Source organism: Phyllobacterium sp. CL33Tsu (assembly GCF_900113985.1).
Lineage (GTDB): Bacteria > Pseudomonadota > Alphaproteobacteria > Rhizobiales > Rhizobiaceae > Phyllobacterium > Phyllobacterium pellucidum.
The window spans coordinates 285,862-311,581 of record NZ_FORJ01000003.1; the positions used below are offsets into that span (position 1 = coordinate 285,862).

General features: G+C 57.6%; 24 protein-coding genes and 1 tRNA gene. 9 read left to right on the forward strand and 16 right to left on the reverse strand.

Going from position 1 to position 25,720, the window contains the following annotated elements; genetic code table 11:
- Position 1 precedes the first annotated feature (1 nt).
- The 7 genes from BM074_RS14055 (at position 2) to hflX (ending at position 7,289) form a co-directional block, all read left to right on the forward strand.
- Positions 2 to 1,363 (forward strand): nitrogen assimilation response regulator NtrX, encoded by a 1,362-nt coding sequence (locus BM074_RS14055; protein WP_027233296.1) that lies wholly within the window; start codon positions 2 to 4, stop codon positions 1,361 to 1,363.
- Between the two features lie 7 nt (positions 1,364 to 1,370).
- Complete coding sequence (gene trkA / locus BM074_RS14060; protein WP_091922760.1) at positions 1,371 to 2,747, forward strand: Trk system potassium transporter TrkA; 1,377 nt, start codon at positions 1,371 to 1,373, stop codon at positions 2,745 to 2,747.
- A 20-nt stretch (positions 2,748 to 2,767) separates the two neighbouring features.
- Entirely contained in the window at positions 2,768 to 3,532 is a 765-nt protein-coding gene (locus BM074_RS14065; RefSeq protein ID WP_091922762.1) for an MBL fold metallo-hydrolase, read from the forward strand.
- A gap of 8 nt (positions 3,533 to 3,540) precedes the next feature.
- On the forward strand, positions 3,541 to 4,635 hold the full coding sequence (locus tag BM074_RS14070) for a lactonase family protein (protein ID WP_091922764.1): 1,095 nt from the start codon (positions 3,541 to 3,543) through the stop codon (positions 4,633 to 4,635).
- 12 nt (positions 4,636 to 4,647) lie between these two features.
- Positions 4,648 to 5,514, forward strand: a complete 867-nt coding sequence (locus BM074_RS14075; protein ID WP_091922766.1) for a D-amino-acid transaminase — start codon at positions 4,648 to 4,650, stop codon at positions 5,512 to 5,514.
- A gap of 121 nt (positions 5,515 to 5,635) precedes the next feature.
- Complete coding sequence (gene hfq / locus BM074_RS14080) at positions 5,636 to 5,875, forward strand: RNA chaperone Hfq (RefSeq protein ID WP_008129219.1); 240 nt, start codon at positions 5,636 to 5,638, stop codon at positions 5,873 to 5,875.
- A gap of 49 nt (positions 5,876 to 5,924) precedes the next feature.
- A complete protein-coding gene (gene hflX / locus BM074_RS14085; RefSeq protein WP_244532872.1) occupies positions 5,925 to 7,289 on the forward strand; it encodes a GTPase HflX in 1,365 nt (454 codons plus the stop codon).
- 5 nt (positions 7,290 to 7,294) lie between these two features.
- Here the strand turns inward: hflX and mazG are convergent, their stop codons facing one another.
- The 10 genes from mazG to BM074_RS23435 form a co-directional block, all read right to left on the reverse strand.
- A complete protein-coding gene (gene mazG / locus BM074_RS14090) occupies positions 7,295 to 8,116 on the reverse strand; it encodes a nucleoside triphosphate pyrophosphohydrolase (protein WP_027233291.1) in 822 nt (273 codons plus the stop codon).
- A gap of 151 nt (positions 8,117 to 8,267) precedes the next feature.
- On the reverse strand, positions 8,268 to 8,993 hold the full coding sequence (locus BM074_RS14095) for a class I SAM-dependent methyltransferase (RefSeq protein ID WP_091922769.1): 726 nt from the start codon (positions 8,991 to 8,993) through the stop codon (positions 8,268 to 8,270).
- 162 nt (positions 8,994 to 9,155) lie between these two features.
- On the reverse strand, positions 9,156 to 9,626 hold the full coding sequence (locus BM074_RS14100; protein ID WP_091922771.1) for a YbaK/EbsC family protein: 471 nt from the start codon (positions 9,624 to 9,626) through the stop codon (positions 9,156 to 9,158).
- The gene (locus tag BM074_RS14105) at positions 9,623 to 10,432 is read right to left on the reverse strand and encodes an MBL fold metallo-hydrolase (RefSeq protein ID WP_091922773.1); all 810 of its coding nucleotides are present in this window, start codon (positions 10,430 to 10,432) and stop codon (positions 9,623 to 9,625) included. The genes BM074_RS14100 and BM074_RS14105 overlap by 4 nt, the downstream gene beginning before the upstream one ends.
- The gene (locus BM074_RS14110) at positions 10,425 to 11,213 is read right to left on the reverse strand and encodes a TatD family hydrolase (RefSeq protein ID WP_091923022.1); all 789 of its coding nucleotides are present in this window, start codon (positions 11,211 to 11,213) and stop codon (positions 10,425 to 10,427) included. Before BM074_RS14110 ends, BM074_RS14105 begins: the two co-directional genes overlap by 8 nt.
- A 17-nt stretch (positions 11,214 to 11,230) precedes the next feature.
- Positions 11,231 to 12,778 (reverse strand): methionine--tRNA ligase, encoded by a 1,548-nt coding sequence (metG, locus tag BM074_RS14115; RefSeq protein WP_091922784.1) that lies wholly within the window; start codon positions 12,776 to 12,778, stop codon positions 11,231 to 11,233.
- A gap of 85 nt (positions 12,779 to 12,863) precedes the next feature.
- Positions 12,864 to 13,925, reverse strand: coding sequence for a DNA polymerase III subunit delta' (locus BM074_RS14120; RefSeq protein WP_091922786.1), 1,062 nt, complete (start codon positions 13,923 to 13,925; stop codon positions 12,864 to 12,866).
- Complete coding sequence (gene tmk / locus BM074_RS14125) at positions 13,922 to 14,593, reverse strand: dTMP kinase (protein WP_091922788.1); 672 nt, start codon at positions 14,591 to 14,593, stop codon at positions 13,922 to 13,924. The genes BM074_RS14120 and tmk overlap by 4 nt, the downstream gene beginning before the upstream one ends.
- A gap of 75 nt (positions 14,594 to 14,668) precedes the next feature.
- The gene (locus tag BM074_RS14130) at positions 14,669 to 15,898 is read right to left on the reverse strand and encodes a D-alanyl-D-alanine carboxypeptidase family protein (protein ID WP_244532857.1); all 1,230 of its coding nucleotides are present in this window, start codon (positions 15,896 to 15,898) and stop codon (positions 14,669 to 14,671) included.
- Positions 15,867 to 17,108 carry a septal ring lytic transglycosylase RlpA family protein gene (locus BM074_RS23435; RefSeq protein WP_091923024.1) on the reverse strand — a complete coding sequence of 414 codons (1,242 nt, stop codon included), beginning with the start codon at positions 17,106 to 17,108 and terminating at the stop codon, positions 15,867 to 15,869. Before BM074_RS23435 ends, BM074_RS14130 begins: the two co-directional genes overlap by 32 nt.
- Before the next feature lie 236 nt (positions 17,109 to 17,344).
- Here BM074_RS23435 and BM074_RS14140 point away from each other — a divergent pair, with 236 nt between their 5' ends.
- Entirely contained in the window at positions 17,345 to 17,887 is a 543-nt protein-coding gene (locus BM074_RS14140) for a carboxymuconolactone decarboxylase family protein (RefSeq protein ID WP_091923026.1), read from the forward strand.
- 3 nt (positions 17,888 to 17,890) lie between these two features.
- Here BM074_RS14140 and BM074_RS14145 read toward each other — a convergent pair whose 3' ends face one another.
- The gene (locus BM074_RS14145; RefSeq protein ID WP_091922792.1) at positions 17,891 to 18,316 is read right to left on the reverse strand and encodes an OsmC family protein; all 426 of its coding nucleotides are present in this window, start codon (positions 18,314 to 18,316) and stop codon (positions 17,891 to 17,893) included.
- A gap of 314 nt (positions 18,317 to 18,630) precedes the next feature.
- On the opposite strand from BM074_RS14145, the gene BM074_RS14150 reads away from it, so the two are divergent.
- A tRNA-Ser gene (locus BM074_RS14150) sits at positions 18,631 to 18,720 on the forward strand.
- A gap of 186 nt (positions 18,721 to 18,906) precedes the next feature.
- Here the strand turns inward: BM074_RS14150 and BM074_RS14155 are convergent.
- The 5 genes from BM074_RS14155 to BM074_RS14180 all read right to left on the reverse strand — a co-directional run bounded on the left by BM074_RS14155 (position 18,907) and on the right by BM074_RS14180 (position 25,204).
- Positions 18,907 to 19,635 carry an HNH endonuclease gene (locus BM074_RS14155; protein WP_091922794.1) on the reverse strand — a complete coding sequence of 243 codons (729 nt, stop codon included), beginning with the start codon at positions 19,633 to 19,635 and terminating at the stop codon, positions 18,907 to 18,909.
- 787 nt (positions 19,636 to 20,422) lie between these two features.
- Positions 20,423 to 21,718 (reverse strand): DNA cytosine methyltransferase, encoded by a 1,296-nt coding sequence (locus BM074_RS14165; protein WP_091922798.1) that lies wholly within the window; start codon positions 21,716 to 21,718, stop codon positions 20,423 to 20,425.
- A gap of 10 nt (positions 21,719 to 21,728) precedes the next feature.
- Positions 21,729 to 22,451 carry a DUF6339 family protein gene (locus BM074_RS14170; RefSeq protein ID WP_091922800.1) on the reverse strand — a complete coding sequence of 241 codons (723 nt, stop codon included), beginning with the start codon at positions 22,449 to 22,451 and terminating at the stop codon, positions 21,729 to 21,731.
- Positions 22,452 to 22,460: 9 nt separating this feature from the next.
- Positions 22,461 to 23,375 carry a hypothetical protein gene (locus BM074_RS14175; RefSeq protein WP_139217668.1) on the reverse strand — a complete coding sequence of 305 codons (915 nt, stop codon included), beginning with the start codon at positions 23,373 to 23,375 and terminating at the stop codon, positions 22,461 to 22,463.
- Positions 23,375 to 25,204: a hypothetical protein gene (locus BM074_RS14180; RefSeq protein WP_091922804.1), complete on the reverse strand. Its 1,830-nt coding sequence runs from the start codon at positions 25,202 to 25,204 to the stop codon at positions 23,375 to 23,377. Before BM074_RS14180 ends, BM074_RS14175 begins: the two co-directional genes overlap by 1 nt.
- Between the last annotated feature and the right edge of the window lie 516 nt (positions 25,205 to 25,720).

A 25,720-nucleotide genomic window follows, 5' to 3' on the forward strand; every position in this document is an offset into this window, starting at 1 on the left:
GATGGCATCTGACATCCTTGTCGTCGATGATGAGATCGACATCCGCGAACTAGTTGCAGGGATACTTGGCGACGAGGGCTACGAAACCCGTGTAGCCTCCGACGCCGATAGTGCCTTGACTGCCATCGACGACCGAATTCCGCGTCTGATCTTCCTGGATATCTGGATGCAGGGAAGCCGTCTCGACGGCCTCGCACTGCTCGACGAGATCAAGCAGCGCCACCCAGAGATCCCGGTGGTGATGATTTCAGGGCACGGCAATATCGAAACCGCCGTATCTGCGATCCGTCGCGGCGCCTATGACTTCATCGAGAAACCTTTCAAGGCGGACCGGCTGATCCTCGTCGCCGAGCGGGCGCTCGAAACCTCAAAGCTGCGGCGCGAAGTTTCGGATCTGCGCAAGCGGTCCAGTGAGAGCTTCGAACTGCTCGGCTCGTCGCTGCCGATGAATCATTTGCGCCAGACCATCGAGCGTGTCGCACCGACAAACAGTCGCATCATGATCACGGGTCCATCGGGCGCGGGCAAGGAATTGACGGCACGCGCGATACACGCGCTGTCCATCCGGTCCAAGGGACCATTCGTCAATCTCAATGCTGCGACGATCACCCCGGAGCGAATGGAAATCGAGCTGTTCGGGACGGAATCCGATGGCGGCGAGCGCAAGGTCGGCGCGTTGGAAGAGGCCCACGGCGGCATCCTCTACCTCAACGAAATCGCCGACATGCCGCGCGAAACGCAGAATAAAATCCTGCGCGTCCTTGTCGATCAGCAGTTCGAACGGGTAGGGGGTACGAAGCGGATAAAGGTCGATGTCCGCATCATCTCATCCACCGCCCAAAACCTCGAGGCGATGATTGCCGAGGGGCGTTTCCGCGAAGATTTGTTCCATCGTCTCGCCGTTGTTCCCGTCATCGTGCCGCCGCTCGCAGACAGGCGCGACGACATCCCGGCTCTCGTCGAGTTCTTCATGACCCAGATCGCCGACCAGGCCGGCATCAAGCCCCGCAAGATCGGCCCCGACGCCATGGCCGTGCTGCAGTCGCACTCCTGGCCCGGCAATATTCGCCAGTTGCGCAATAACATCGAGCGCCTGATCATCCTTGCCCGGGGCGACGATCCGGAAGCGGTGATCACTGCGGATCTCTTGCCGGCGGAGATTGGCGATACCTTGCCCAAAGCGCCGACCGAGTCCGATCAGCACATCATGGCGTTGCCGCTGCGCGAAGCGCGGGAACGGTTCGAGAAGGAATACCTCGTCGCCCAGATCAACCGTTTCGGCGGAAACATCTCGCGCACCGCCGAGTTCGTTGGTATGGAACGCTCAGCACTGCACCGGAAGCTGAAATCCCTCGGGGTCTAATCGCAAAATGCGCGTCATCATCTGCGGCGCTGGACAGGTAGGCTACGGCATTGCCGAGAGGCTAGCGGCCGAGGGCAATGACGTATCTGTCATTGATATGTCATCCGATCTCATCGAGATTGTCGGTGACACACTCGACGTTCGCGGGTTCGTTGGCCATGGTGCACATCCCGACATGCTTGAAAAGGCCGGGGCGGATCAGGCCGACATGATCATCGCGGTAACGCTGTTTGATGAAGTCAACATCGTCGCCTGCGAAGTCGCCCACGCGCTCTTCAACGTCCCCACAAAGATCGCGCGTATCCGCGCTCAATCCTATCTGCAGTCGCACTACCAGGACCTTTTCTCACGCGAACACATGCCGATCGACGTCATCATTTCGCCTGAACTCGAAGTCGGGGAAATGGTCTTGCGCCGTATCGCGCTGCCGGGCGTCACCGACGTCGTCCGCCTCTGCGATGACAAGGTCGCGGTGCTGGCCATCGAATGCCTGGAGGATTGCCCGGTCGTCCATACCCAGCTAGCGCAGTTGACCAGCATGTTTCCCGATCTCAATGCCACGGTGATGGCAGTGGTCCACGATGGCAAGCTGGCGGTAGCGCATTCAAGCGACCAATTGATGCCCGGTGATGTCGCCTATGTCGCGACACCTTCAGCGCAGATTACGCGCACGCTGGCCCTGTTCGGCCATGAGGAGCCTGAAGCGACGCGGATTGTCATCGCGGGCGGCGGCAATATCGGCCTTTACGTGGCCCAGACCATTGAGGAACGCCAGCCACGGACGAAGGTCAAGGTTATCGAATCAAGCCTCCGCCGGGCCAATTCGATCGCAGATGATCTGCATCGCTCACTCGTCCTCCACGGCAGTGCCCTTGATCAGAAGCTATTGCGCGAGGCCGAAATCGAGGATGCGGATCTGATCGTTGCGCTGACGAATGACGACCAGGTCAACATGCTGGCCAGTGTCATGGCCAAGCGTCTCGGGTGCAAATCCAACCTCGTGCTCATCAACAATCCCGACTATCTCGATATTGCGAAATCGCTTGGCATCGACGCGCAAATCAGCCCGCGCAGCGTCACCATCTCGCGCGTGCTCCAGCATGTGCGGCGCGGCCGCATTCGTGCAGTGCACAGCATCGAAAATGGCAAAGCCGAGATTATCGAAGCCGAAGCGCTTGAAACGTCGCCGCTGGTTGGCGCGACGCTTGGCGAACTCGATCTGCCTGACGGACTGCGCATCGGCGCGATCTATCGTAACGGCGAACTTATTAAGCCGCAGAGCAGTACCCGGATCAAGCCGCGTGACCGCGTCGTTCTATTTGCCACGGCCGAGACGGTCAAACAGGTCGAACAGATGTTCCGCGTCAGCCTCGAATTCTTCTGACCCCCAGAAAGGCAGATATCATGAAACTTCAGCTCTTTCGCAACGCCACGCTCAAGCTCGACTATGCCGGCTCGGTCATATTGATCGATCCGGATTTTGGACCAAAACACAGCAGGCCGTCATTCACCGGGCGCTCTCCAAATCCGATGGTCGAACTGCCGGCATCGACGGACGAGATTTTGGAAGGTGTCGATTTTGTCCTCGTGTCGCATCTTCATGCCGACCATTTCGACAAGGTCGCACAGGACCGCGTACCGAAGCACCTGCCGCTTATTTGCCAGCCGGGTGACGAGGACACGATCAGGTCGTTCGGGTTTCTCGACGTCACACCGCTCTATGATGACCTGACCATCGACGGCATTTACGTGAAGCGCCGCGAGGGGAACCACGGATCGGGTCCGGTTCTCGAAAAGATGGGAAAAGTGATGGGCTTTACCATCGAGGGCGAGGGCGAGCCGTCAATCTATTGGGCGGGCGATACGATTCTCTATCCCCCGGTGCGCGAGACCATCGAGACGGCTGAGCCAGATATCATCATCACCCATTCCTGCGGCGCCAAATGGGACGACGTATTCATCGTCATGGATGCTGAGCAAACCAGCGACGTGTGCGAAATCGCGGCTCCCCATACCAGGGTCATTGCCGTTCACATGGAAGCGCTCGACCACGCGACGACATCGCGGGAAGAGCTTCGGGCCTATGCGAACAGCCGGTCGGTTGATAAGCATAGACTCATCATCCCCGACGATGGAGAAATCCTCCATCTGACAGCCCCCACTTCGTGAGACCATCCATGCCAAACACATTCGCATTCGTCGGAACGCAAAATCGCAACGGCCAGGGCACAGGGATCAGCGTCTATCGCTTTGACAGCGCGACTGGAGAACTGACCCTCGCCAGCGAATATCTCGCCATCGACAATCCGGGCTATCTGGCTATCGACGAGACGCGCAAGCGTCTCTACGCCGCCGTCGAGATCCCCGCCTGGAATGAGAACATGGCCGTCGCCTTCGATATCGACCCTGAGACGGGTGCACTCTCCTACATCAACATGCAGCCGACGCTCGGCAACACGACGTGCCATCTCGGCTTCGATCAGCGGGGGGAGACCATCTTTGCCTCCAACTACACCGTGGCCGATCTTGGCGAGCAACCCGGCAATGCGGTGGCGGCCTTCGCCCTGCGGGAAGACGGTGGGCTGGAGCCGGCCTTTGCCGCCGCGGCACACGAGGGCAAGCACGCCATCATTGCCACCGACAAGCGCCAGCATGGCCATTGTGCCGTGGCAAGCCCTGACAACCGCTACCTCTTCGTCTGCGATCTCGGCCTCGATCGGATTGTCGCTTATAATCTGCCGAAGCAAGGTGAGGCGATGACACTCGCGTCAGCGCCGTTCGTTCAGTTTCCGGACGGTGCGGGCCCGCGCCATCTGACGTTTCATCCAAACGGCAAGGTCGCATACGTGATCAACGAATTGAACTGCACCGTCAGCGCACTGGACTACGATCCAACCGATGGCGAGCTTTCGATCCTTCAGACGCTGCCCAGCCTCCCGGACGATTTTACCGATACGAACACCTGTGCGGAAATTGCGATCAGCAGCGATGGCAAGTTCCTGTACGGATCCAATCGCGGCCACAACAGCATCGTCAGTTATGCCGTTGCACCTTCCGGCGAGTTGTCGCTGATCGGCTGGACGCCGTCGCAGGGTATCGGCCCGCGCAACTTTACGATCGATCCGAGCGGTGCGTTTATGCTTGTCGCCAACCAGAAGGGCGGCGGCATTGCCATCTTCAAGCGCGATGTTGCGACGGGTGCGCTTTCCGATACCGGCAAGCGGGTCGACCTGCCCAACCCGATGCGCATCGTCTTCGGCACGTTCGGTTGAGGTTGCAAGCAGATGTCACGCATTGCCTATGTCAATGGCCAGTATGTCCAGCATTCGGAAGCGGGAATTCATATCGAGGACCGCGGTTATCAGTTCGCTGACGGCGTCTATGAAGTGTGCGAGATTGCGCGCGGCAATATCATGGACATGACCCGCCATCTCGATCGCCTCAATCGTTCGCTCTCGGAACTGCGCATCGCCTGGCCGATGGACCGCAAGGCGCTCATCGTCGTGATCAAGGAGGTGGTAAGGCGCAACCGCGTTTATAACGGGCTCGTCTACGTCCAGGTCACGCGCGGCGTCGCCAGGCGCGATCATGTGTTTCCCGCTGCCGGCACGCCTTCATCCATCGTCGTCACCGCGAAGCGCACCGATCCGAAAGCCTCGGCGGCGCGAGCGGCCAAGGGAATCAAGGTGATAACCGTGCCCGAAAATCGCTGGGAGCGCGTGGACATCAAGTCGATCGGTCTATTGCCCAACGTGCTTGCGCGCCAACAGGCGAAGGAGGAGGGTGCACAGGAAGCCTGGTTCATCGATCCCGACGGTACCGTTAAGGAGGGCGCGGCGACCAATGCCTGGATTGTGACCAAGGACGGTACGCTTGTGACCCGGCCGGCCGAAAATGGCATCTTGCGCGGCATTACCCGCACAACCATCTTTGATGTGGCGAAAAAGCTGGGGCTGAAGATCGAGGAGCGGGGGTTTTCAGTGGACGAAGCCAAGAAAGCCAAGGAGGTTTTCATGACGGCTGCGACCACTGTTATCATGCCAATCGTTGCGATTGACGGCGAATCGGTGGCAAATGGCCATCCTGGAGAGACTACACTTTCCTTACGGGAAGCGTTTTTTGACGTTGCGGAAAGAACGCCAGCCTGTTAACCGGAGAGTGAGGGGACTAACAGACGCACTTTTTCACCTCCCGTAGGAGTCGATTCATTTCCACTCCTGCTGCCGAATGTTGTATGAGACGCTTTGCTGATCGCATAAAAGGACAAGAACAATGGCTGAACGATCGCAGAATCTTCAGGATCTTTTTCTGAATTCAGTCAGAAAACAAAAGATTTCTCTGACAATTTTCCTCATCAATGGTGTGAAACTGACCGGCATTGTCACTTCTTTTGACAACTTTTGCGTGCTTTTACGCCGTGACGGCCATTCGCAGCTCGTCTACAAACATGCGATCTCGACCATAATGCCGAGCCAGCCCGTGCAAATGTTCGAAGTTGAAGAGAGCGACTGAAACCAATTTGACCAAAGAAACCCGGCGTAACGCAAAGAAGTCCAGCCCGATTACCGACAACGGTGAAACGGCCAGGGAACTGACGCGCGCTATCGTGATTGTGCCGATCCTTCCGCAACGCTTTGCCGATGGCGGCAGGGATGCGGGCAATCACAGCAGTTTCCAGCATGAATTCCAGCGCAGCGACGAAGCCCGTCTCGAAGAGGCTGAGGGCCTGGCGCGCGCCATCGATCTCGACATCGTCCATTCCGATATCGTCCAGGTTCCCAACCCGCGACCGGCGACCTTGCTTGGAACGGGCAGGGTGGAATCGATCGGCGAACTCGTGGAAGCGTCGCATGCGGAGCTCGTCATCGTCGATCATCCTTTGACGCCCGTACAGCAGCGCAATCTCGAAAAGGCATGGAATGCCAAGGTCCTCGACCGGACCGGGCTCATCCTCGAAATCTTCGGGCGCCGGGCGCAGACGAAGGAAGGCGCGCTGCAGGTTGAACTTGCGCATCTGACCTACCAGAAGGGCCGGCTCGTGCGCAGCTGGACCCACCTTGAACGCCAGCGCGGTGGCGGCGGCTTTCTCGGCGGTCCCGGTGAAACCCAGATCGAGGCCGACAGGCGTGCCTTGCAGGAAAAGATCCTGCGCATCAAGCGTGAACTCGAAACGGTTGTCCGCACGCGCACGTTGCACCGTGCCAAACGCAAGAAGGTGCCGCATCCGGTCGTGGCGCTCGTCGGCTATACCAATGCCGGCAAATCGACCTTGTTCAACCGGCTCACGGGAGCAGGCGTGGTAGCTGAGGACATGCTGTTCGCCACTCTCGACCCGACGCTGCGCCGCATCCGCCTCGAACATGGCGAGACGATCATCCTTTCCGATACGGTAGGTTTCATCTCGAACCTGCCGACACATCTGGTAGCGGCCTTCCGTGCCACGCTCGAAGAGGTGGTGGAGGCGGACCTTATCCTGCATGTGCGCGATATCTCCGACCCCGACACGGCCGCTCAGGCTGAAGACGTTCATGCGATCATGGAAAGTCTTGGCATTGAACGCGGCGACTCCAAGCGCATCATCGAGGTTTGGAACAAGATCGATCTCCTTGATGAGGCTGGCCGCGAGACAGCATTGCGCCAGAGCGCCGCGGTTTCCGGAATCGAGCATCCGATCCCGATTTCGGCGATCACAGGCGAGGGCGTGGACGCCCTGCTACATGAGATCGAGGGCCGCATCTCCGGGACACTTTCCCGGGTCAAAGTCACGCTCAAGCATGACCAGATGCGCTTGATGGACTGGATTTACCAGCATTCCAGCAATGTAAAGCGCAAGGACCTCGACGACGGATCGATCGCGCTGACCATGGACATGACGGTAGCCTCAAACCAGATGCTCGAGGAAAAGCTTGGCCTCAATGCGCGGTAGGGCGCTTACTTTTCGCTCTTCGCCTGCTGCCATAGCGCTTCCATCTCTTCGAGCGTAGCCGCGCCAAGCGATTGATCCTGTTCGGCGAGCTTGCGCTCAATGTAGTGAAAGCGCTTGCGAAACTTCTCGTTCGTCCCGCGCAACGCGCTCTCCGGCTCGAGTTTGAGATGGCGGCCGAGATTGACGATGGCAAAGAGAAGATCGCCATATTCCTCCTCGGTATCCTTATGCTCGCCGCTGGCGATCGCTTGCTTCAACTCGCCGATTTCCTCTTCGATCTTGTCAAGGATGGGCGCAGCCTCCGACCAGTCAAAACCGACCTTGGCGGCGCGCTGCTGCAGCTTCAGCGCACGCATCAGCGCCGGGAAGCCGTGCGGAATATCGTCGAGAAAGCCCTCTTTTTCGGCAAGACTGAGATTGAGCGCCGCGCGCCGCTCGCGCCGCTCCGCCTTTTCCTCGGCCTTTATCTTGTCCCACATGCCCTTGGCCATGCCGGCGCCACGCGCCGCTTCCTCGCCGAACACATGCGGATGCCGCCGGATCATCTTGTGCGTGATCGCCTGAACCACGTCGCCGAAATCGAATGCCTGCATTTCCTCGGCCATGCGGGCATGAAAGACAACCTGAAGCAGGAGATCGCCGAGTTCTTCGCGCAGATCGTCGATATCGTCGCGTTCGATGGCATCGATCACCTCGAAGGCTTCTTCGAGTGTATAAGGCGCGATGGATTTGAAATCCTGTTCAAGATCCCATGGGCAGCCGGTGACAGGCGTGCGCAGGGCCTGCATGATATCGAGGAGACGGGAGATATCGCGTGATGGTTTCATGGATAGAGCATAGGCCACGCCAGTGCTGCCGAACATGACGGATTGGATCGCAAGCGAAATTTGTCCACAACATCTGGATAAGGACGCCTTAGGGGGCCCCGTCGTAATGGGAGCGGGGCCGCAACAGGTGATTTCGTAGGTGACGACCACTCTAAAGCGCTGTACGCCAGGCGATCCACGCACCCCAAAACAAGCTTGAAAAGAATCCTTCCGGTCGTTCAAAACCCGCATTAGCAAGCAGGCTGAACACCTCATCTTCAGATGCAGGTGGGTCGGCACCCTGCAGGATTTTGCCAAGCTTTACCTTGACGTCCTCGCTGGTTGCACCATGCATCCGCCAGCGTTCTCCCCATGCGGCAAGCAAGTGCGGCTTCTTGGCATAAACATAACGGTTGCACGCAAGGATGAGAGGCGCACCCGGCGCGATCCGATTTGCGATATCGTTCAGTATGGCGTTCTTTGCATCATCACCGGGCAGGTGATGCAGCACCCCTAGCATCATGGCGGCATCAAACGTTGCATCTGTCGAGAGCCCGTCCAATGTGCCCAGATGCAGTTCGGTTCTGTCGCTTAGGCCTTGCTCCTCAAGGCGCTGCGCAGCGCGCGCAAGCATCGGTTCCGAAGGGTCAATGCCAACGAAGCGCCAAGTGGGTTCGATTCTGGAAACTGCGGTTATTTCCTGAGCAGTGCCACCCACACCAACGATGAGAATGCGACGGTTGCCTCCAGGTCCGAGCGTGGCAGCCAACATGCAGGCGGCAAGCTCATGGCATGCCTCATAACCAGCCAGCGCTATCCGGCTCTGCGTTTCGTATTCATCCGCTCGCGAGCTATCGAACTTTTTGGCAGATTGGAGTTCACGATCGTCGCTTTTCATCTTCAGTACTTTTCTCCGGACTTCATATGCCTTGAATTGCGGGGCATTGCATCCTCGTGAAAACGAGGAGGGTTTTGTACGTGTCGCACTTCAAACTTGAACCCACCATCCTAAATAAAAAAGTCACATAAGATAGATTATGGAACTAACATATAGATACAATCAGCCGGCAATATCCGTAATTTGGGCCTTTGCAGCCCTTACCAAGGCTTTGGGATCGCTGGGAAACACAAAATTGGTGCCGCCTGCCGCCGCCCAGACAACATCGTACTGCATCAAATGCTCGTCGGCATAAGCCGCTATGTCGATGAGATGGCCTATGGGTGCAACGCCACCAATAGCAAAGCCGGTTTCCTTGCGCACGTGCTTCGGATCGGCACGGTGCAATGCTTCGCCCGTCAAACGCGCGGCCTTGCCGAGATCGAGTTGCCGCGGACCGGACACCAGAAACAAATACAGCTTCGCGGTCTCAGCGCCTTGAAAGATCAGCGACTTGACGATCTGACCGACGGTCACGCCGCATTGCACAGCCGCGTCTTCGGCCGTATGGGTCGAATCCGGCATCTCGCGAATCTCGATCTCGAAGCCGGCGGCATGGGCTGCCTGGCGAACACGTTCGACGCTCTTGCTCATAGGTTGACCTCGAATGTCAGTCCATCGAACGCGGGTTCGACATGATCGGGCGTTTCGCGCATGACCGTCTCGTAGTCGAGCGGCACATGCATGTGGGTCAGGATTGCTCGACGCGGCTTGAGCTTATCGATCCATTCAATTGATTCTTCTAAAGAAAAATGGCTTGGATGCGTCCGATACTGCAGAGCGTCGATCACCAGCGTATCGAGGCCAGCCAAGGCAGAGGCCGTCGCCGCAGGAAAGGCGCTCACGTCGGAGCAATAGGCAATATCGGCAATGCGAAAGCCGAGCGAAACAATGTCTCCATGGATCTGCGGCAATGGCAGGAAGCGTATCGCTCCGCCCGCACCTTCGATCGCGAAACTCTCGTCATGGATAATCTCGTGCGGCCGCAATATCGGCGGATAACTCGATCCTTCGGGTGTCTTGAAGCAATATCCGAAGGCGTCATAGAGCCTCGTCAGGGTTTGCGCATCCGCATAGATATCGAACAGATCGCGGCGATCGATGACAAAAGTGCGCAGGTCGTCAAGCCCGTGAATATGGTCGGCGTGAGGATGTGTATAGACGACAGCGTCGAGCTTGCCCGAACCGAAATCGATCATCTGCGAGCGGAAATCCGGGCCGGTGTCGATGATAACGGTGGTAACACCGCCATTTTCGGAAATGCGCTCGACCAGCATCGAGGCGCGGCGGCGACGGTTCTTCGGATTGACCGGATCGCATTTGCCCCAGTCGCCATTGATGCGCGGCACGCCCGGCGAAGAGCCGCAGCCGAGAATCGTGAAGCGCAAGCGGTCAGGCATCGGCGGGCCTTGGCATCTTGGTGAAAAGCCGGAACACGTTTTCAGTCGTCAGGTGGGCGACCTCTTCCTCGCTGACGCCGATTGTCTCGGCAAGGACGGCTGCCGTATGGCGCACGAAACTCGGCTCGTTGCGCTTGCCGCGATGCGGCACTGGCGCAAGATAGGGCGCGTCGGTCTCAACCAGCAGGCGATCACGCGGGACATTACGGGCTATGTCACGTATCTCGGGCGAATTCTTGAAGGTAAGTATGCCTGAGAAGGAAACGTAACCGCCAAGATCCACACCAACCCTGGCGAGTTCTCCGCCAGAGGAAAAGCAGTGCAGGATGAAAGGGAAGGCCCCCTTCCCCGATTCTTCCTTGAGGATCGAAATCATATCGTCATCGGCGTTGCGCGCGTGGATGACCAGTGGAAGCTGTGTGACGCGCGCCGCTTGAATGTGCGTGCGCAGTCCCTGCGCCTGCGCTTGCGGTGGCGCGTAGTCATAATGGTAGTCGAGCCCCGCTTCGCCGATCGCCACCACCTTCGGATGCTCTGCCAGACGGATCAGCTCGTCGGCTGTTACGTCGAGTTCCTCATGCGCGTTGTTCGGATGCGTGCCAACCGAAGCATAGACACTGTCATAGCGTTCGGCGATGGCAAGGATCGTGTCGAAGCGCCGGACACGCGTTCCGATCGTCACCAGACGCTTGATACCGTGATCAAGCGCCCGCTGGACGATGGCATCCCGTTCTTCCTCGAAATCGGCAAAGTCGAGATGGCAGTGACTGTCGACAAGCATCGTCATTCGCTGTCCGCTCAGGCTTCTTTGTCGGCTTCTACGTAGCGCGGAAAGATCGGCTGCGGTGCCGGCAAGTCAGCCCCCGGAACGAGCTCGCCGCCAGTCAGATCGGCGAAGTTGCGCTTGTCGGTCGGGATCGCCAGGATGTCGAGCAACTTGGCTGCGGACCCTGGAATGAACGGCAGACAGAGAATGCCTACGCGGCGGATGACTTCGGCTGTCACATAGAGGACTGTTTCCATGCGCGCCGGATCGGTCTTCTTGAGCGCCCATGGCTCCTGCCCGGCGAAGTAGCGGTTTGCCTCAGCCACGACAGCGAAGATTGCGCCAAGCGCGAGATGCAGCGCCTGCGTAGACACCGCCTTTCGCGCCGTGTCGAGGGCTGTCAACGCCTGGTTGAGGATCGCCTGATCCGCATCGTTGAACGCCCCGGGTTGCGGCACCTTGGTGCCGCAATTCTTCGCGATCATCGACAGCGAACGCTGCGCGAGATTGCCGAGATCGTTGGCAAGGTCGGCATTGGTCCGGTTGACGATGGCCTCATGGCTGTAATTGCCGTCCTGTCCGAACGGGATTTCGCGCAGGAGGAAATAGCGCAGCGGGTCGAGCCCATAATGTTCGACGAGCGAGATCGGATCGATGACATTGCCGACCGATTTCGACATCTTCTCGCCGCGGTTGAAGACGAAGCCGTGTCCATAGACCCGTTTCGGCAGCTCGATTCCAGCAGAAAGCAGAAACGCCGGCCAGTAGACGGCGTGGAAACGAATGATGTCCTTGCCGATGACGTGAACGTCTGCCGGCCAATAGCGCCAGCGCTCGGCATTCGTGTCCGGGTAGCCGGCTGCCGTAATGTAGTTGGTGAGTGCATCGACCCACACATACATGACGTGCTTTTCATCGCCGGGTACCGGGATTCCCCAATCGAAGGTGGTGCGCGAGACCGACAGGTCCTTCAATCCCGACTTGACGAAGGAAATCACCTCGTTGCGGCGTTCCTCCGGTCCGATAAAACCAGGATTGTCGGCATAAAGCTGAAGCAGGCGATCCTGATAGGCGGACAGGCGGAAGAAATAACTCTCTTCCTCCAGCCACTCGACAGGCGTTCCCTGCGGGCCGTAGCGCACATCGTCCGCACGCACTTCCGTCTCTTCTTCCTGATAATAGGCTTCGTCGCGCACGGAATACCAGCCGGCATAGGAATCCTTGTAGATGTCCCCCGCCTCAACCATCTTCTTCCAGATCGCCTGCGATGAAGCGTAATGCCGCTCCTCGGTGGTGCGAATAAAATCATCATAGGAAGCATTAAGGAGCGTACCCATGTCACGGAAAAGCTTTGCATTTCTATCGGCCAATTCACGCGGGGAAATCCCCGCCTTGCGTGCCGTCTGCAGCATCTTGATGCCATGTTCGTCGGTGCCGCTGAGGAACAGAACATCCTTGCCATCGTGGCGATTGAAACGGGCAATCGCGTCCGTCGCAATCAGCTCATAGGCATGGCCGATATGCGGGCTCCCGTTCGGGTAGGAAATGGCAGTGGTTATATAGAATTTTTCGCGGCTCATGCTGACCTGATTTCGTCTTTGTATCGCAAGCTTGGGAGGCTTTGACATAACTCATGTCCGGCGCGATTGCCAGACCACCAAAGCCCTATCTGGCGTCTGCAAGAGCGCGATGCATTCGCTCGAGGAAGATCAGTACAGTCTGCTTGCGGTCGAGATTGTAGGCGGCGGCATCCCTCGCCTCGTTCTGCATCTCGTTCCAGAGGTTGGACCACCTGCTTGCCCTTGAGGTCTCGCCCTGCTCTGCCGCCAGACGTGCCTTGAGCGCGATCCGGTCGAAGAGACCTTCCAGAAAGAGATCGTATTGGATTTCAGCTTCGCGGGCCGATAGCGCCGAGGCCAGCGCATGCGCCTTTGGCACATCGAATACTGCCTTGGCGAGAACGCCTTCCACGGCCTCGGCAATTTCAAGGCCGCCGAACGCCAGAAGCAACGCCGCCTTGCGCACGCTGCCATCGGCTTGCGCGATGAGCGCCTCGACATCGCCGGCTTGCGCGGAATCGAGCTTGATTGCGCTTAGCGCCGATATCAGATCGTTCCGCTCCAGCGGCTCAAACCGCAGCGACTGGCAGCGCGATCGGATCGTCGGCAGGAGACGGCCGGATGAATGCGATATCAGAACGAAGAGTGTTCGCTGCGGCGGCTCTTCAAGCGTCTTCAACAAGGCATTGGCGGCATTGCGGTTCATGTCATCTGCGGGATCGACGATGACAATGCGCCAGGAACCGTCATGCGATGTCCGGTTGAGGAAATGCGTGACCCTTCTGATCTCGTCGATGGTGATGCCGGTCTTGAACTTGCCCGTCTTGGCATCGACCGGCCGCGTGATGTGCAAGAGCGCAAGGTGCGTGCCGCTCGCAATCTGCCGGTAAGGCGCAACCGTGAAATCCGGCTCGGCAAGTGCCGGCGGCGCAGCGTGAGCTTGCGGATTGCTGAGCATGTGCCCGGCAAGATGGAATGCAACAGTCGCTTTGCCGACGCCCTGCGGCCCCTCCAGGAGAAGAGCGTGGTGCATGTGGCCGGATTGATAGGCCTGCGCCAGAAACGATCTAATCACCTCGTGTCCGAACAGGGCAGAATTGGCAGAGGGTGACGGGACACCGTCTATTGTGTCATGGGTAGCCGGAACGTCGAGGATCGCGTCGGTCATCGTGCCACCTCGGCAGTCCGGACAGCTTTCATGCCCCGGCTTGCCTTGAGGTCGTCGACAAGCTCGGCGATCTGGCGGGCAACCTCGCCTGCCGGCCGGTCGCCGGCGATCACCTTGCAGCGCTCGGGTTCGGCATCGGCAATTGCGAGATAGGCATCGCGCCGCTTGGCATGCATTTCGACCGTTTCCTTCTCGAAGCGGTCGGCGGTGCCCTCGCCGCGTCGCGCGTTGGCGCGCTGGAGACCGATCTCCGCCGGCAGGTCGAGAACGATCGTAAGATCTGGCACCAGCCCGTTGATTGCCACCTTCTCGATGGCGCGCATGAGATCAGGGTCGAGGTCGCCGGTCACTCCCTGATAAACCCGGCTCGAATCGATATAGCGGTCGCAGAGCACCATCCGGCCCGACCGGAGCGCCGGACGCATGACCTGCTCCACATGATCATTGCGGGCCGCAGCGAAAAGCAGCGCTTCCATCGCGGGCCCGAATGGCTCCGCCGCACCGCTCAAGATGACGTGACGCAGTGCCTCGGCGCCGGGTGAGCCGCCGGGCTCGCGCGTCGCCAGCACGTCATCGCCGCCTGCGCGCAGATGTTCGGCCAGCCGCGCAATCTGCGTTGATTTGCCAGCGCCCTCGCCGCCTTCGAATGTAATGAATAGTCCTTGCACGCCGCCGCCGTCTTTCGATGCAGAGTCATTTTAAAGATGGTTCTAGCGCCCGCAAATTAAAAGGTCGAGGCGTGTTCAGAACTTGAGTTGCCTCGTCCAGCCCGTGGTCAGCTCCAGCATCGCATCAATGCTGCGCTTCTTCAGATCGCCGGTCTCCACGGCCTCGGCCGTGAACACGGGCGTTTCCTGGACAAGCTCGTCGCCAATCCAGATCCGCAACACGCCCGCCTCTTCCCCCGCCTTTATGGGCGCGACGAGTGGTCCCTTGTAGACAACATGCGCTTTCAGCCGGTCGCGATTGGCAACAGGAACCAGCAGGCTGATTTTTTCGGTTGCTTTCAGCGGTACGCTGGACTTCGTGCCGCCAAAGACACTCGCTTCCCCGATCGTTTCGCCCGCAGCAAAGATATCGATTTCCTCGAACGCCTGATAGACCCACTCGAAGATGCGCTTTGCCTCTTCGGCCCGCTCCTTGTCGCTGGCAAGCCCGCTCAAGGCAACGACATAACGCCGGCCGCCGTGCTCCGTGGCGCCGACAATGCCGTATCCCGACTGTTCGGTGTAGCCGGTGCCCATGCCGTCCGCACCAATATCAAGGCGGAGCAGCGGGTTGCGATTGCGCTGGAAGATATTGTTCCAGGTAAAATTGTCCTGCGCATAGGTGTGATAGAATTCGGGATAGCTGCGCTTTATATGGCGGGCAAGCGCGACGAGGTCAGTCAGCGAAACGCGCTGCTTCGGATCCGGCAATCCCGTGGAGTTGACGAAGGTGGAGCTGTTGAGCCCCAGTTCCTTCGCCCGCGCATTCATCATTTCGGCGAATTTTTCCTCCGAGCCGGCAATGCCTTCGGCAAGGATAATGCAGCCATCATTGGCCGACTGAACGATAACGCCCTGTATGAGATCGCCGACGCTGACCGCCGATTTGAGCTTGGCGAACATGGTTGACCCACCCGATGGTGCACCACCTGTGCGCCAGGCGTGTTCGCTGACCGTATACTGCGTCGAAAGGTTGATCCTCCCGGCCTGCAACTCATGGAATACGACTTCCATCGTCATCAGTTTGGCGAGCGCTGCAGGCTCGATGAGAGTCTCCGGCATTTTGGAATAGAGCACCGTACCGGTCTGGTCTTCGACCATCAACGCCTGCTTGGCCTTGGTGTCAAATAGCTGCTCCTGCGCATCGGCAGCGAAGCCTGCGACCATTACCACTGCAATGCCAAGGACAATAGAACGGATGGGCGCTTTCAACGCGACGACAAGGCGTCGGCAATCAGTTCCCGTCATCGCGAACGACAAATGCATCGCCCGCCCCGGCCGCCCAGGCGGCCTTGAGCAACCGGTCGGTATTCTTTCCGGAATCGGCACGGGCAATGAGCTCTATCCTGCGCCCTTCAGGGCTGGCGACTTCGGTCATCTCGACTTTGCCGAACGCCCAAACGGCCGCGACCATCCGTCCGGCCGCGCTCTTGCTGGCAAACAGGCCGATCTCGACATATTCGCCGGATGATCTGCTGACGACCGCCCCGTTCATGCTCTTCCATGAAGAGGAAATCGCCGACGAGGAGAGAATGCCTGTAGTCGCCTCGATCGGCGCATTGGCGGTTTCAATACGCTCACTGGCATAGGAACTGACGAATGGCGATCCTGCCTTGCCGCCCTTCAGCGAGCCGATAAGGATCGTCGGCTTGTCGTCGATATAGGGCCCAACCAAGGGCAAGACCGGGTCGATATCGATACTGAAGTTCATGGCTGCCGCCATCGGCACAGGCTGCGGCTGCCCCCCGTCGATCCGCGCCGCCTGTTGCTCAAGCGAAAACGCCTGATTGCCAAGGCTCGCCACCTGGATGCCGGCGGGCTGCTGCGGCTGCATGCCGGGTATCGGCATCGGCGCGCGCCGCGTCGGCGTGCCGCCGTTCATGGCAATCATCACCCCGGATGCCGGCTGGCCGTAAGGATCGACACCAGGCGCGTGATATGAGGCCATGAGAAAGCTGTCATCATTGCCTTCGAGCGGTGCACGGCCAACATACTCGACCTTGACGCTAGCGGTGCCTGTGTCGTGGTAGTCCAGCACCATCGCGGCCTTCTGCGAAAGATCGATAAGGCGGTCGGAATGATAGGGTCCGCGATCATTGACGCGGACGATGACAGAACTGCCATTGGAAAGGTTGGTGACGCGCGCATAGCTGGGCAGCGGCATTGTCGGGTGCGCCGCCGTCAGCCGGGTCGTGTCGTAAATTTCGCCATTGGCGGTCAGGCGGCCATGAAACGCAGAGCCGTACCAGGATGCCTTGCCCTGGCGCCGATAGCCTGGCTCTTCCTTGGGATAGTACCACTTGCCGGCAACCTTGTAGGGCTGGCCGACAAGATTGCGGCCGCCACCGCGCGGAATGTGGCGCAGATCGGTTACGACCCGCGGGCTCGCCTTCACGCCATAGGCGGATTCGGCGAAATATTCCTTTGGGTGCTGCTTGCGTGCGACTGTCACTTTAGGGGAAGCACAGGCGGTCATCAGAGCGCCCACGGCAACAACCCCCACAACTTGAAAAGCTTTGGCTTTTGACAATGTTGACCATCGGCCGCGCGGACCGTCCCCAGGAATGGTGATGTATCGATAGCAGATCAGAACGTTGACGCAAACCCCGACGCCCATCCGGGATGCACCAATATGAAATTGCCACTGATAGGTTGATAGGCCCTTAACAGGCCCTATAGTGCGGCAAGCCTATCAAAAATATGGATATTTCCATGAGTCGCATATCTGCAATCGACTATGCCGCCGCTTCCCCCGAAACACGCGCCGAACACGACCGTGAGCTGCAATTACGCGGGCGGATGACCAACATGAAGCGCATAATGCTGCATTCTCCGGTCGCCCACCGCATCTACGCCGAGTGGTTCACGTTGCGCGATTTGCTGCGGCCGGCCTTGAGCGACCGGGAAATCTGGCTCCTGTCGCTGGCGATTTCCGAAGCGAGCCAGGCGCGCGTTCCCGCCACCTTTTTTCGCCGGGCCTTGATCGAGTCCGGATTGGAGCCGGAAGCCGTGGTGCCGACGGCCCGCGAAGCAGCGCTGATCGATTTCGGAAGGGCCATTGTCGTAAACTCCAATGCCGTAGCGGACGAATTATGGAACAAGCTCGCTGCCAGCTATGATGAAGCCACGCTCGTCAACCTCGTCGCCTTTGCGGGGATCATGATTGCGACGACCATTTTCACCAATGTTGTCAATGTGGATCTCGATCCCGAGCTTGCGCGCTACGCCGCAGCCGGCGATAGCGCGGCCTCTTGAAGATCAGTCGCGAAGGGTCGTTACGAATTGCGCGTCGCCACGCAGCGTATTGGACACAGTGCAGATTTCCTCGGCTTTATCGACGATCTGCCGCCGCGTGCCGGGGTCGAGATCGCCATCAATCTCTATGTCGATGTTAAACGACGCAACGCGGGATGGCTCGTCATGCGCCTTTTCGCCGGTGACATGGACACGCACTCCCGCAAGCTTTTCCGAGACACCGAGCTTGTTTGCCGCAATCCGCGCGCTGAGCGCGATGCAAGCCGAGAGTGACGCGTAAAGAAGGTCGAGGGGATTGAACCCCGGCTGCGAGACGGAGGTGACGATGTTGATTTCGCCGCCTGTCTCGGACGTTATAACCGGCAGTACCTTGCCCTTGAGCACTGCCGTGGCTCCAACGGCCCTGGTGCGGATCTTGAGTTCTGACATCTGCGGCTTCCCACTATGCTACCGTTGCGCTTCCTCTACTTTGAAGGCACGCTGTAGGACAAGTCCACGGCAAAAGATGCGGCGCAACCGTTGACGCGGCAATGCGAAGAGCTATAAAAGCCGCGTCGATGCTTCGAGGCGAATTTTATATAGTTTCGCTCGCTGTGCTGAGGCTGGAAGAGTGGCCGAGTGGTTTAAGGCAACGGTCTTGAAAACCGGGTGCAGGAAGCCACAAACGCTCGGGAATACATGTAGTTGGAAATGCGACCTCTGGAAAAGCGCAACAAAAGTGCAACATTCTCTGAGGGCTTATAGGAAGGGTGGCCGAGTGGTTTAAGGCAGCAGTCTTGAAAACTGCCGTGCAGGGAACTGTACCGTGGGTTCGAATCCCACCCCTTCCGCCAATTTTTTTCCGCCTTTCGGTGGCGGCATGCGTTTGGTTCGGGATCAACCGGCTTATATCAAAACGCCGTCCCCTCAAGAATTAGCCGCAACGGTCCGCCCGTGTTTCGGCCTAGATCGCGATAATGGTCTGACCGATTGTTTGTGCTTCCGCCAAGGCTGTTGCTGTTGCGCGTCTTTTTTAGCTTCTAGAGGGCTGACTTGAGATAGCTTCGCGCGTCTTCAACTCCGATCCATTGCTTCTGACACGCGATCAATCGGTGGATCAGCCGGTGGCAACAGGCGCACAGCAATGCCATGTCGGAAACCTTGGTCTCGCGCTCTCGCTCTGCCTCTGCTAGCGGTGTTCTGTGATGCGCTTCGAAGAAGCTCTCTCTGACAGGTAGGTCAAATTCCGGAGGCGTGAAGTCGCACATTTCACAGCGAAGGGCAGTCCCTTTCGCGCGAGTGAGCAACCGTCGTCGCAAACGGGCATCACGCTGTCGATGTCGGATTGTCAGCCAACGCCCTTCAACAAACCTCATCGTCGCCGATGACGGGTCAACGGTAGGAAGTCGCGGATCAACCATTTCCAACGAAGTTCGCAACGTGCGCGCGATCTCAGCCAATTTGCCCGCCCCGCTCCTGGGAAAGTCCGCAACCACCTCAAAGTCAGTTTTGGAATAGGTAAGTCCGCGGCCGGGCTCGACCGCTGAGAACAGGTTTTGGAGCTTGAGAGCGACCCCATCCGCATTACGGAAGGTCTCGGTCCTCTTTTCAGGAGGGTGCAACTGGGAATGCCGCAGGAGATTAGATAGCTCGGCGACAGCGTCGTGTCTTCGATCCAGCGGTTTGCCGAAGCGATAGAGTAAATCGAGCGCGAGAATTGTCTCATCACGCGTCCAATCCGGATTGCCGTGACCTCTTGTTACCGGCATTTTGGGTTAGCTCCATTAGCAGCGAATTCGGGGGCAGTCCCGCGCGAAGAGCCAATCAGGTCGGTGCGCACTAGTCACGCTCATATCATCCACAAACCTGTAAAACTAGCTTTCGCGAATACTTGTCAAAATTTAACTTCGTAGTGAAACGGAGCGTGTAGCCAGTTTACCCGAGCCGCGATCCGCCGGAATTAGCTAAGTAGCCATAGCGAACGGTGTCTCTGCGCTGCTTTTTAGATATCTCATGGACCCCAATTTTGAAACCGGCAGAAGGGCGCCGTGGGATCCCGCGAGGAAATCCACTAGAAGTACCGCTCGGACAATGCCTCTTGTGATCGTCTTCTGCTATGCTTCGCCCTTTCACGGCGGAAACAGGGGTTCGATTCCCCATTCGCGCAACCCTTAAAGATGTGCAGGCGCGCGACGAACATGGTTCGCCCAATATCGCGCATATCGCGGTCGCCAAGTACGCATTTACATTTCGCCAAACGGAATGGGACTCATCAACAAAGTTCGTGGCGAGCCCCGCTGGACTGCTTGGCTTTATGTTTTACCGAGCTTCGCGCGTGATGCACTTGCGCTGCTACGTTGTGGACAGGCTATGTTTCTGGCCGTTAACGAGCGCAAAAGCGAACGAAACCGCTGGGATCTAAGAGCAACAGACAAAGCGCTATTAGCGCATAACAGGAGTATCTTTGTAATGAAGGCTCCATCATCGTAATGATGGGGTCACGTGTTCGAGTACTTAAGCGGCACTGCTGAGAGTGAAATCTAGCAGAGCCTCACCCTACGCGGCATCCTCAAATTTGCTGTACGCAGCCTCTTCAAGGGCAGTAAGCACGGAAAGGCCTACGGCATAGCCCAAGATCGGGTGAACCGCGTCACCAATCCATTTAGCCAGATTTTTGCGCTTCACGCACATCTGGTCGGGCGCGAAGTCGAACCAGTCGGGAAAGCCTTGAATACGTGCAGCTTCATGCGGGGTGATAACACGGCGCCTCAACGGGTGTATGTATCTTCCTTGCCCAGGAGTGCCGAAGCCCGTGGTGATCGTCTGAGTTGGTCGATTCCAATGCATTCGACCATAGACGGCGGTGTAGGTCGTTCCATTCTTATGGCAGTCGGGACGCTGGTCGTCAGGGAGATCAAAAAGATCGTTATCAAACAGGTAGTCGATCCGGGCAATATTGATGGCGGTCGGTGTGGGGGCAGTATCGATCACGTCGCGGCCGTCCTTGTCAAGCAAATCACCGATCGCCCACGACAACGGCATAGCAGGCGCAGCAAGACTGATAGCGACTTTCGACAAGTAATCCTCTTCAATCGACCGGCCCAGGACGCCGATCAAAAAATGCCGCGTCCGACGTTGTGCGGCTCCCAGGTCATCGGCCTTCAAGACAGCCATCGATACGCCGTATCCGCTTGATTTCAGCAACCCTTCCGCCGTGGCGACAACAGCAGAATGTGAGTTTTGGACCGTAGGAACATTTTCGATGACGATCATCTTGGCACCCAGAGCGACCCCGAGAGCGACCGCAGTTATGTACAGATCGTTCCGAGGATCTTGGCGGCGGGTGTGGTTGTTGAGATTCGAATGTCCCTGACAGGGCGGGCCTGCTATAAACAAGTCGATCGCACCGACCTTAGCGAGGCTTTCGTGCACGATTTCCGGCTCATATCCAAAAGTCGCCTCTTGACCTAAGCCGAGTACATGGAAGTCGACGAGCGATGGAGCACTCGCCGAGATATAGCGCTGAGCCCCCAGGTTATGCCGATGGATTTCGAGTGCCGCTGCATCGGTGTCAATGATGGCAGAAAATTCTGCAGTTCCGCCGATCGCTTCGATGGCAGAGCGCATTCCCAAAGCCAAGCCCCCGGACCCGCAAAACGCATCGACAATCCTAATTGGTGACGGATTATCGATCGAATTTGGCTGTTCGCCGCGCAGCAGAGATTGCCACCAAGCTGCCTCTGCCTCAAGATCCATATCGGCGATATCGTTGATCACCGTCTCGTGGGTCGCCTCACGAACATTCAATATCCTATGTATCTTTTTGTTTTTGCGGGAAAAAGTCTGTTTCAATGTATCAAACTCAGCGAATTTCCAATGCGAGCCGCTCCCATTCGGTTTCGATGAAGTGAGCCGCCCGAGACTCAGACATTACCTCAAACATCAAATTGGTTCGCGCTCTTTTGAGCTGTTTTGCTAAAGAGCGAATTTCTTCGATCGTGAGACGCGATCTCCGGCCTCTGTCAGACGGAAACTGGAATTCTACCAAGGCCCGCGCAAAGTGGCGAACCTCGCCATACCCCTGCCTGAATATATGGCTGCGCCAGAAATCAATGTCTCCGAAGCGTGCAAGTTCATATGCATCCTTTGCAGTCGGCTGATGTGCGATTTCTGCCCTGAGCCACAATCGGTAAAGCAGATTTTCGCCCGCACCTCCGATACCGAAGTTCTTCAGATTCCGTTTGCCCGGATAGCGCCTATCAATAATCGACAGGCAATGCACTAGGGCCAGCCAGATCCAGAATTCCGGATCGGCTAACGCGGGGTGCTCCGGCAGAAGCGTATGAATCATTGGACCCGCCGCTGCCTCAAAGGCGCTACCTTTGACCTCGCCCTGGACGCTGGACTGAACAATCAATTTATCGAGCGTAGCCACGATCTCAGCTGCGATCGCATCCCAGTTCTCCTCTCCTCCGCCGTCGGATTGCCGCACATCCGGCAAAGCGGGCATTTCCTCGCCAGCCACGTCCTCACATACTTGCAAGTAGAGGCGCGCTTCCTTCTTTCCAAGGATCGGATAGGGCATGACAATCTCCTATTTAAGCGTGCCGACAACAAACAGGCGATCTTGCAGCGTTGCCTTAAGCAATGGCGGATTCGCTACCAACGTTTTCAGGTCGGCGAGCGTGATCGTTTTTTCCTTTCCGAGCTGCTTCATCAAAGTCGTTAAGGGACTCGTCGAATCGATACTGTCGGAATCTTTCCATTCCCTGAAACTTTCCAATAGGATAGTGGTGATAATCTCCGTCGCAAGCACCGGTTGGAGGCTCTCGCCGAGGGACGACGACACCAACTTATTATGGGCATCGATATGAATCCATACAGTTGCAACCGACGCGCCTTCGTCCAGCTCTGAATCGATACCGCCTATATACTCAACTGCATAGAAGGTTTTCGGTGGGTAGCCCTTTGCGACCCATTCCTCGTCCTTCCGGGTCCGAAGGTCGAACAGCGTCGGCATTGTCCGCGACCGAAAATGAAAAGACTTTTTCGCAATCCAGTGTCCTGCGACGAACGGTGTTCCCGGCGCCGGTGGTCGGTCTGTCCGGAGACACAGTGCAATCGTCAGTTCAAGATTTCTGCCTCCACCGAAGTGTTCAAGCACTTCCGGACCTATCACCCATTCTTTAGGGAGCTCCTGGTCTAAGGTCGCGGTCTGCACGGCTGCCGCTCGCTTCAAAAAGGAATGCCTAGCAATCAACACAAGTTCGAGGGTTTCGACAGTTAGTCCGCTTGGCAACCAAGCCTCGGGCCGTACAAGCACAAGCTGAACCGCGGGAGCCAACCTTTTGAAGTCAATTTCATCCAGATCAAATGACGTTTCTTCCCAAACCTCTGCGCCATCGAATAGACGAATACCGCACCCATTTAGGGCTTCTTCAGCCTGGAGCGTTTCGAAGAACGGCCGCACCTCGCGCGGTTCTTCACGATGCCAAGATGAGAGCGCCATCATACCCCCTCGACCGCTTCGACTTCCGGCACAAATCTAACGGTCCAAAGTGGGTCGTACGGTTCGCTGACACATTCAAATTTCACTGCGGTGGCGCCCAGCTCAAAAGCTCTCCATCCTTCCCTGGTCTTGTCGTCAGTTAGCGCAATCGAGCTCGACATGGTGAGTCCTATCGAATCGCCTGCCTGCCCATCTTCCACGACGGGACAACTAATACGTACCCGCGCACGTAGCGTTTGTACGTCTTCGTCCGCCTTCAGCCTAACACTGAACCTTGTCGTCAAGCGCAGCTTACCGTCGACCGCTTCCGCTTTCGGTTCTTGGTCGTATGTCAAATGAATCGGCGCCGCGCTCGGCTCAGGGGATTTTGTTCCTTTTTTTGCCGGAGCAAGAAAACTCGCAAGCGTGCGCTCCAACATTGTTAACCGTTTCGGTCTGGGAGGGGGCGGTGGTGAGGCTGTTCCCTGGCAACTCTTAAGGTTGCGGCGAATGTTATCGAGAATACGTTTGACGACGGTTCGTTTGTATCCGGTTTGATCCTGTAGGCGCCGCGCATCAACGTCCCATCGATCGTGAGCAGGCGGTTCTGCGGCGCGCAATATATCGTCGATCTCGGGGTCAGCTAGAAACGCGCCGGCCATCGCAGGGGCAGCCACATTCCAGGCACGGTGATAGGCAACGACCATAAGGGGCGACCGAATAAGCGCGACGGAGTCAATCCTCGCCTCCCCAACAACAAATTCATCGTTCTCGTTTTTTTCGAGAACCTTGAACCCCGCCTGTCCTATTGCAACGTTGTCAAGTTTGAGGAACGGCCGGCGGAAGCCGGTTTTGCTGTCCTGAGGCGATTTCCCTGTCGCAAGTTCGTATGCGTCGAGAAAGGGTTGTAGATCCGCCCGCTTCCGCGGTCGCGGTAGAGACACCTTACCGCTCGTGTCGACCACGCGGACATCGAGCTGATGGGCCAGCAGCCGCGGCCACCACCAGTCTTCCACGCCGTGCAGAATACCCGACAGGTCAACCATTGCGTCAACGATCAGGACCGAGGTACCAATTTGGTCTGGTGTACGGACGTCGAATCCAAGTCTCCTTGCTGTTTCGTCTGCAGCCTCGCCGCGTAACGGAATGACGATCTGCTGTGCATGTACGTAGCCAGGAGACGTATCGTATCCGAACCACGCGCGCCCAGTAAAATACTCATCTTCGTGCTTGTGTTTTCGGTAGTAACCGCATCCAAAAAGCAATGATAATGGGTGACCCTTCTCATCCTGGGTCCGGCTATAGGCGAAGATCGTCAAAATCCCAGAATTCGAACTATAGACTGATTTGCCAAAACCATACGATCCTCCAGTGCCGTGTTCGTCGTGTTCCTTACCGCCATCACCGAGCGACAGAAGAAACCTAAAGAACTTCGAGTCCGCATTGGATGGATCTCCAGCAAGGCCAGTCGTGTTGTAGTCGTTCACGAAAAGTAGATTGAGCGGTGCACCTGCTAAATCTAAACTAGTGAGACAATTGGGCTGCTTAAGATCGAGTTCACTTGCCCGGTCGTCGATTGACTTAAGCCGGGCTGTCTCAACGAACTGCGCCTTCTCGGCTCCAGTGAGGGCCTTCATAATGAAATCTACGGCTACCTTCTGTTCACCTGACGCTCGTGCATCGACACTGTTTTGGATCGCCTCACGCGCGAGCACTGCCTCAGGCGGCATTCCCGAGGAAGCAAGCGTGTTTGTGAAAGCCTCACCGGCCGCACCTCCCATGGGAGGATTGTTTTCAAATATCCATTCAAGCGATGCCTTCATCGCTTTGGCTTTCGCAACCTTCGCCATCTAGCCCCCTTTGAACCTTCGATGCACGCGTGTCCGTGACAGCGCGAGTCCCTTGTAAGAATCCTCAATCTGAGCAAGCGCATCCGAATAATTCGGGAAGCTACATTGCCAAACCGTCATGACGCGCCAACCGGCTTGGCAGCTCGCCATCGCGAGATCTGTTTTCTTCAATCTTGGGCCCCATACTCTGGACGGACTTCTGCCTGCGACGGAGATGGCAATCATGTCCGCGCCAAGAGTACCCTAACCGCCCGCAACTTTGGGAGCACAATATCTGAGGTACGTGGTGGCCCGTTCGATGCAATCGATACCGCCATCCGCGCAAACAGTCATGACGAACTGCCAGCTCCACCGCAGGATGGCGCTGCCTAGTATGCGACATCAGCGCACTTCAACGGTCGGAAGAAATCTCATCAACCACTGAGGCGCTTAGTCCAAAGAGAAAGTTGGCTCGGCTGCGACGCCGCTTTGCAAAAAGCGGGTTTTGCTAGTGTTTACCGCCCTCTGCAGTGCCTT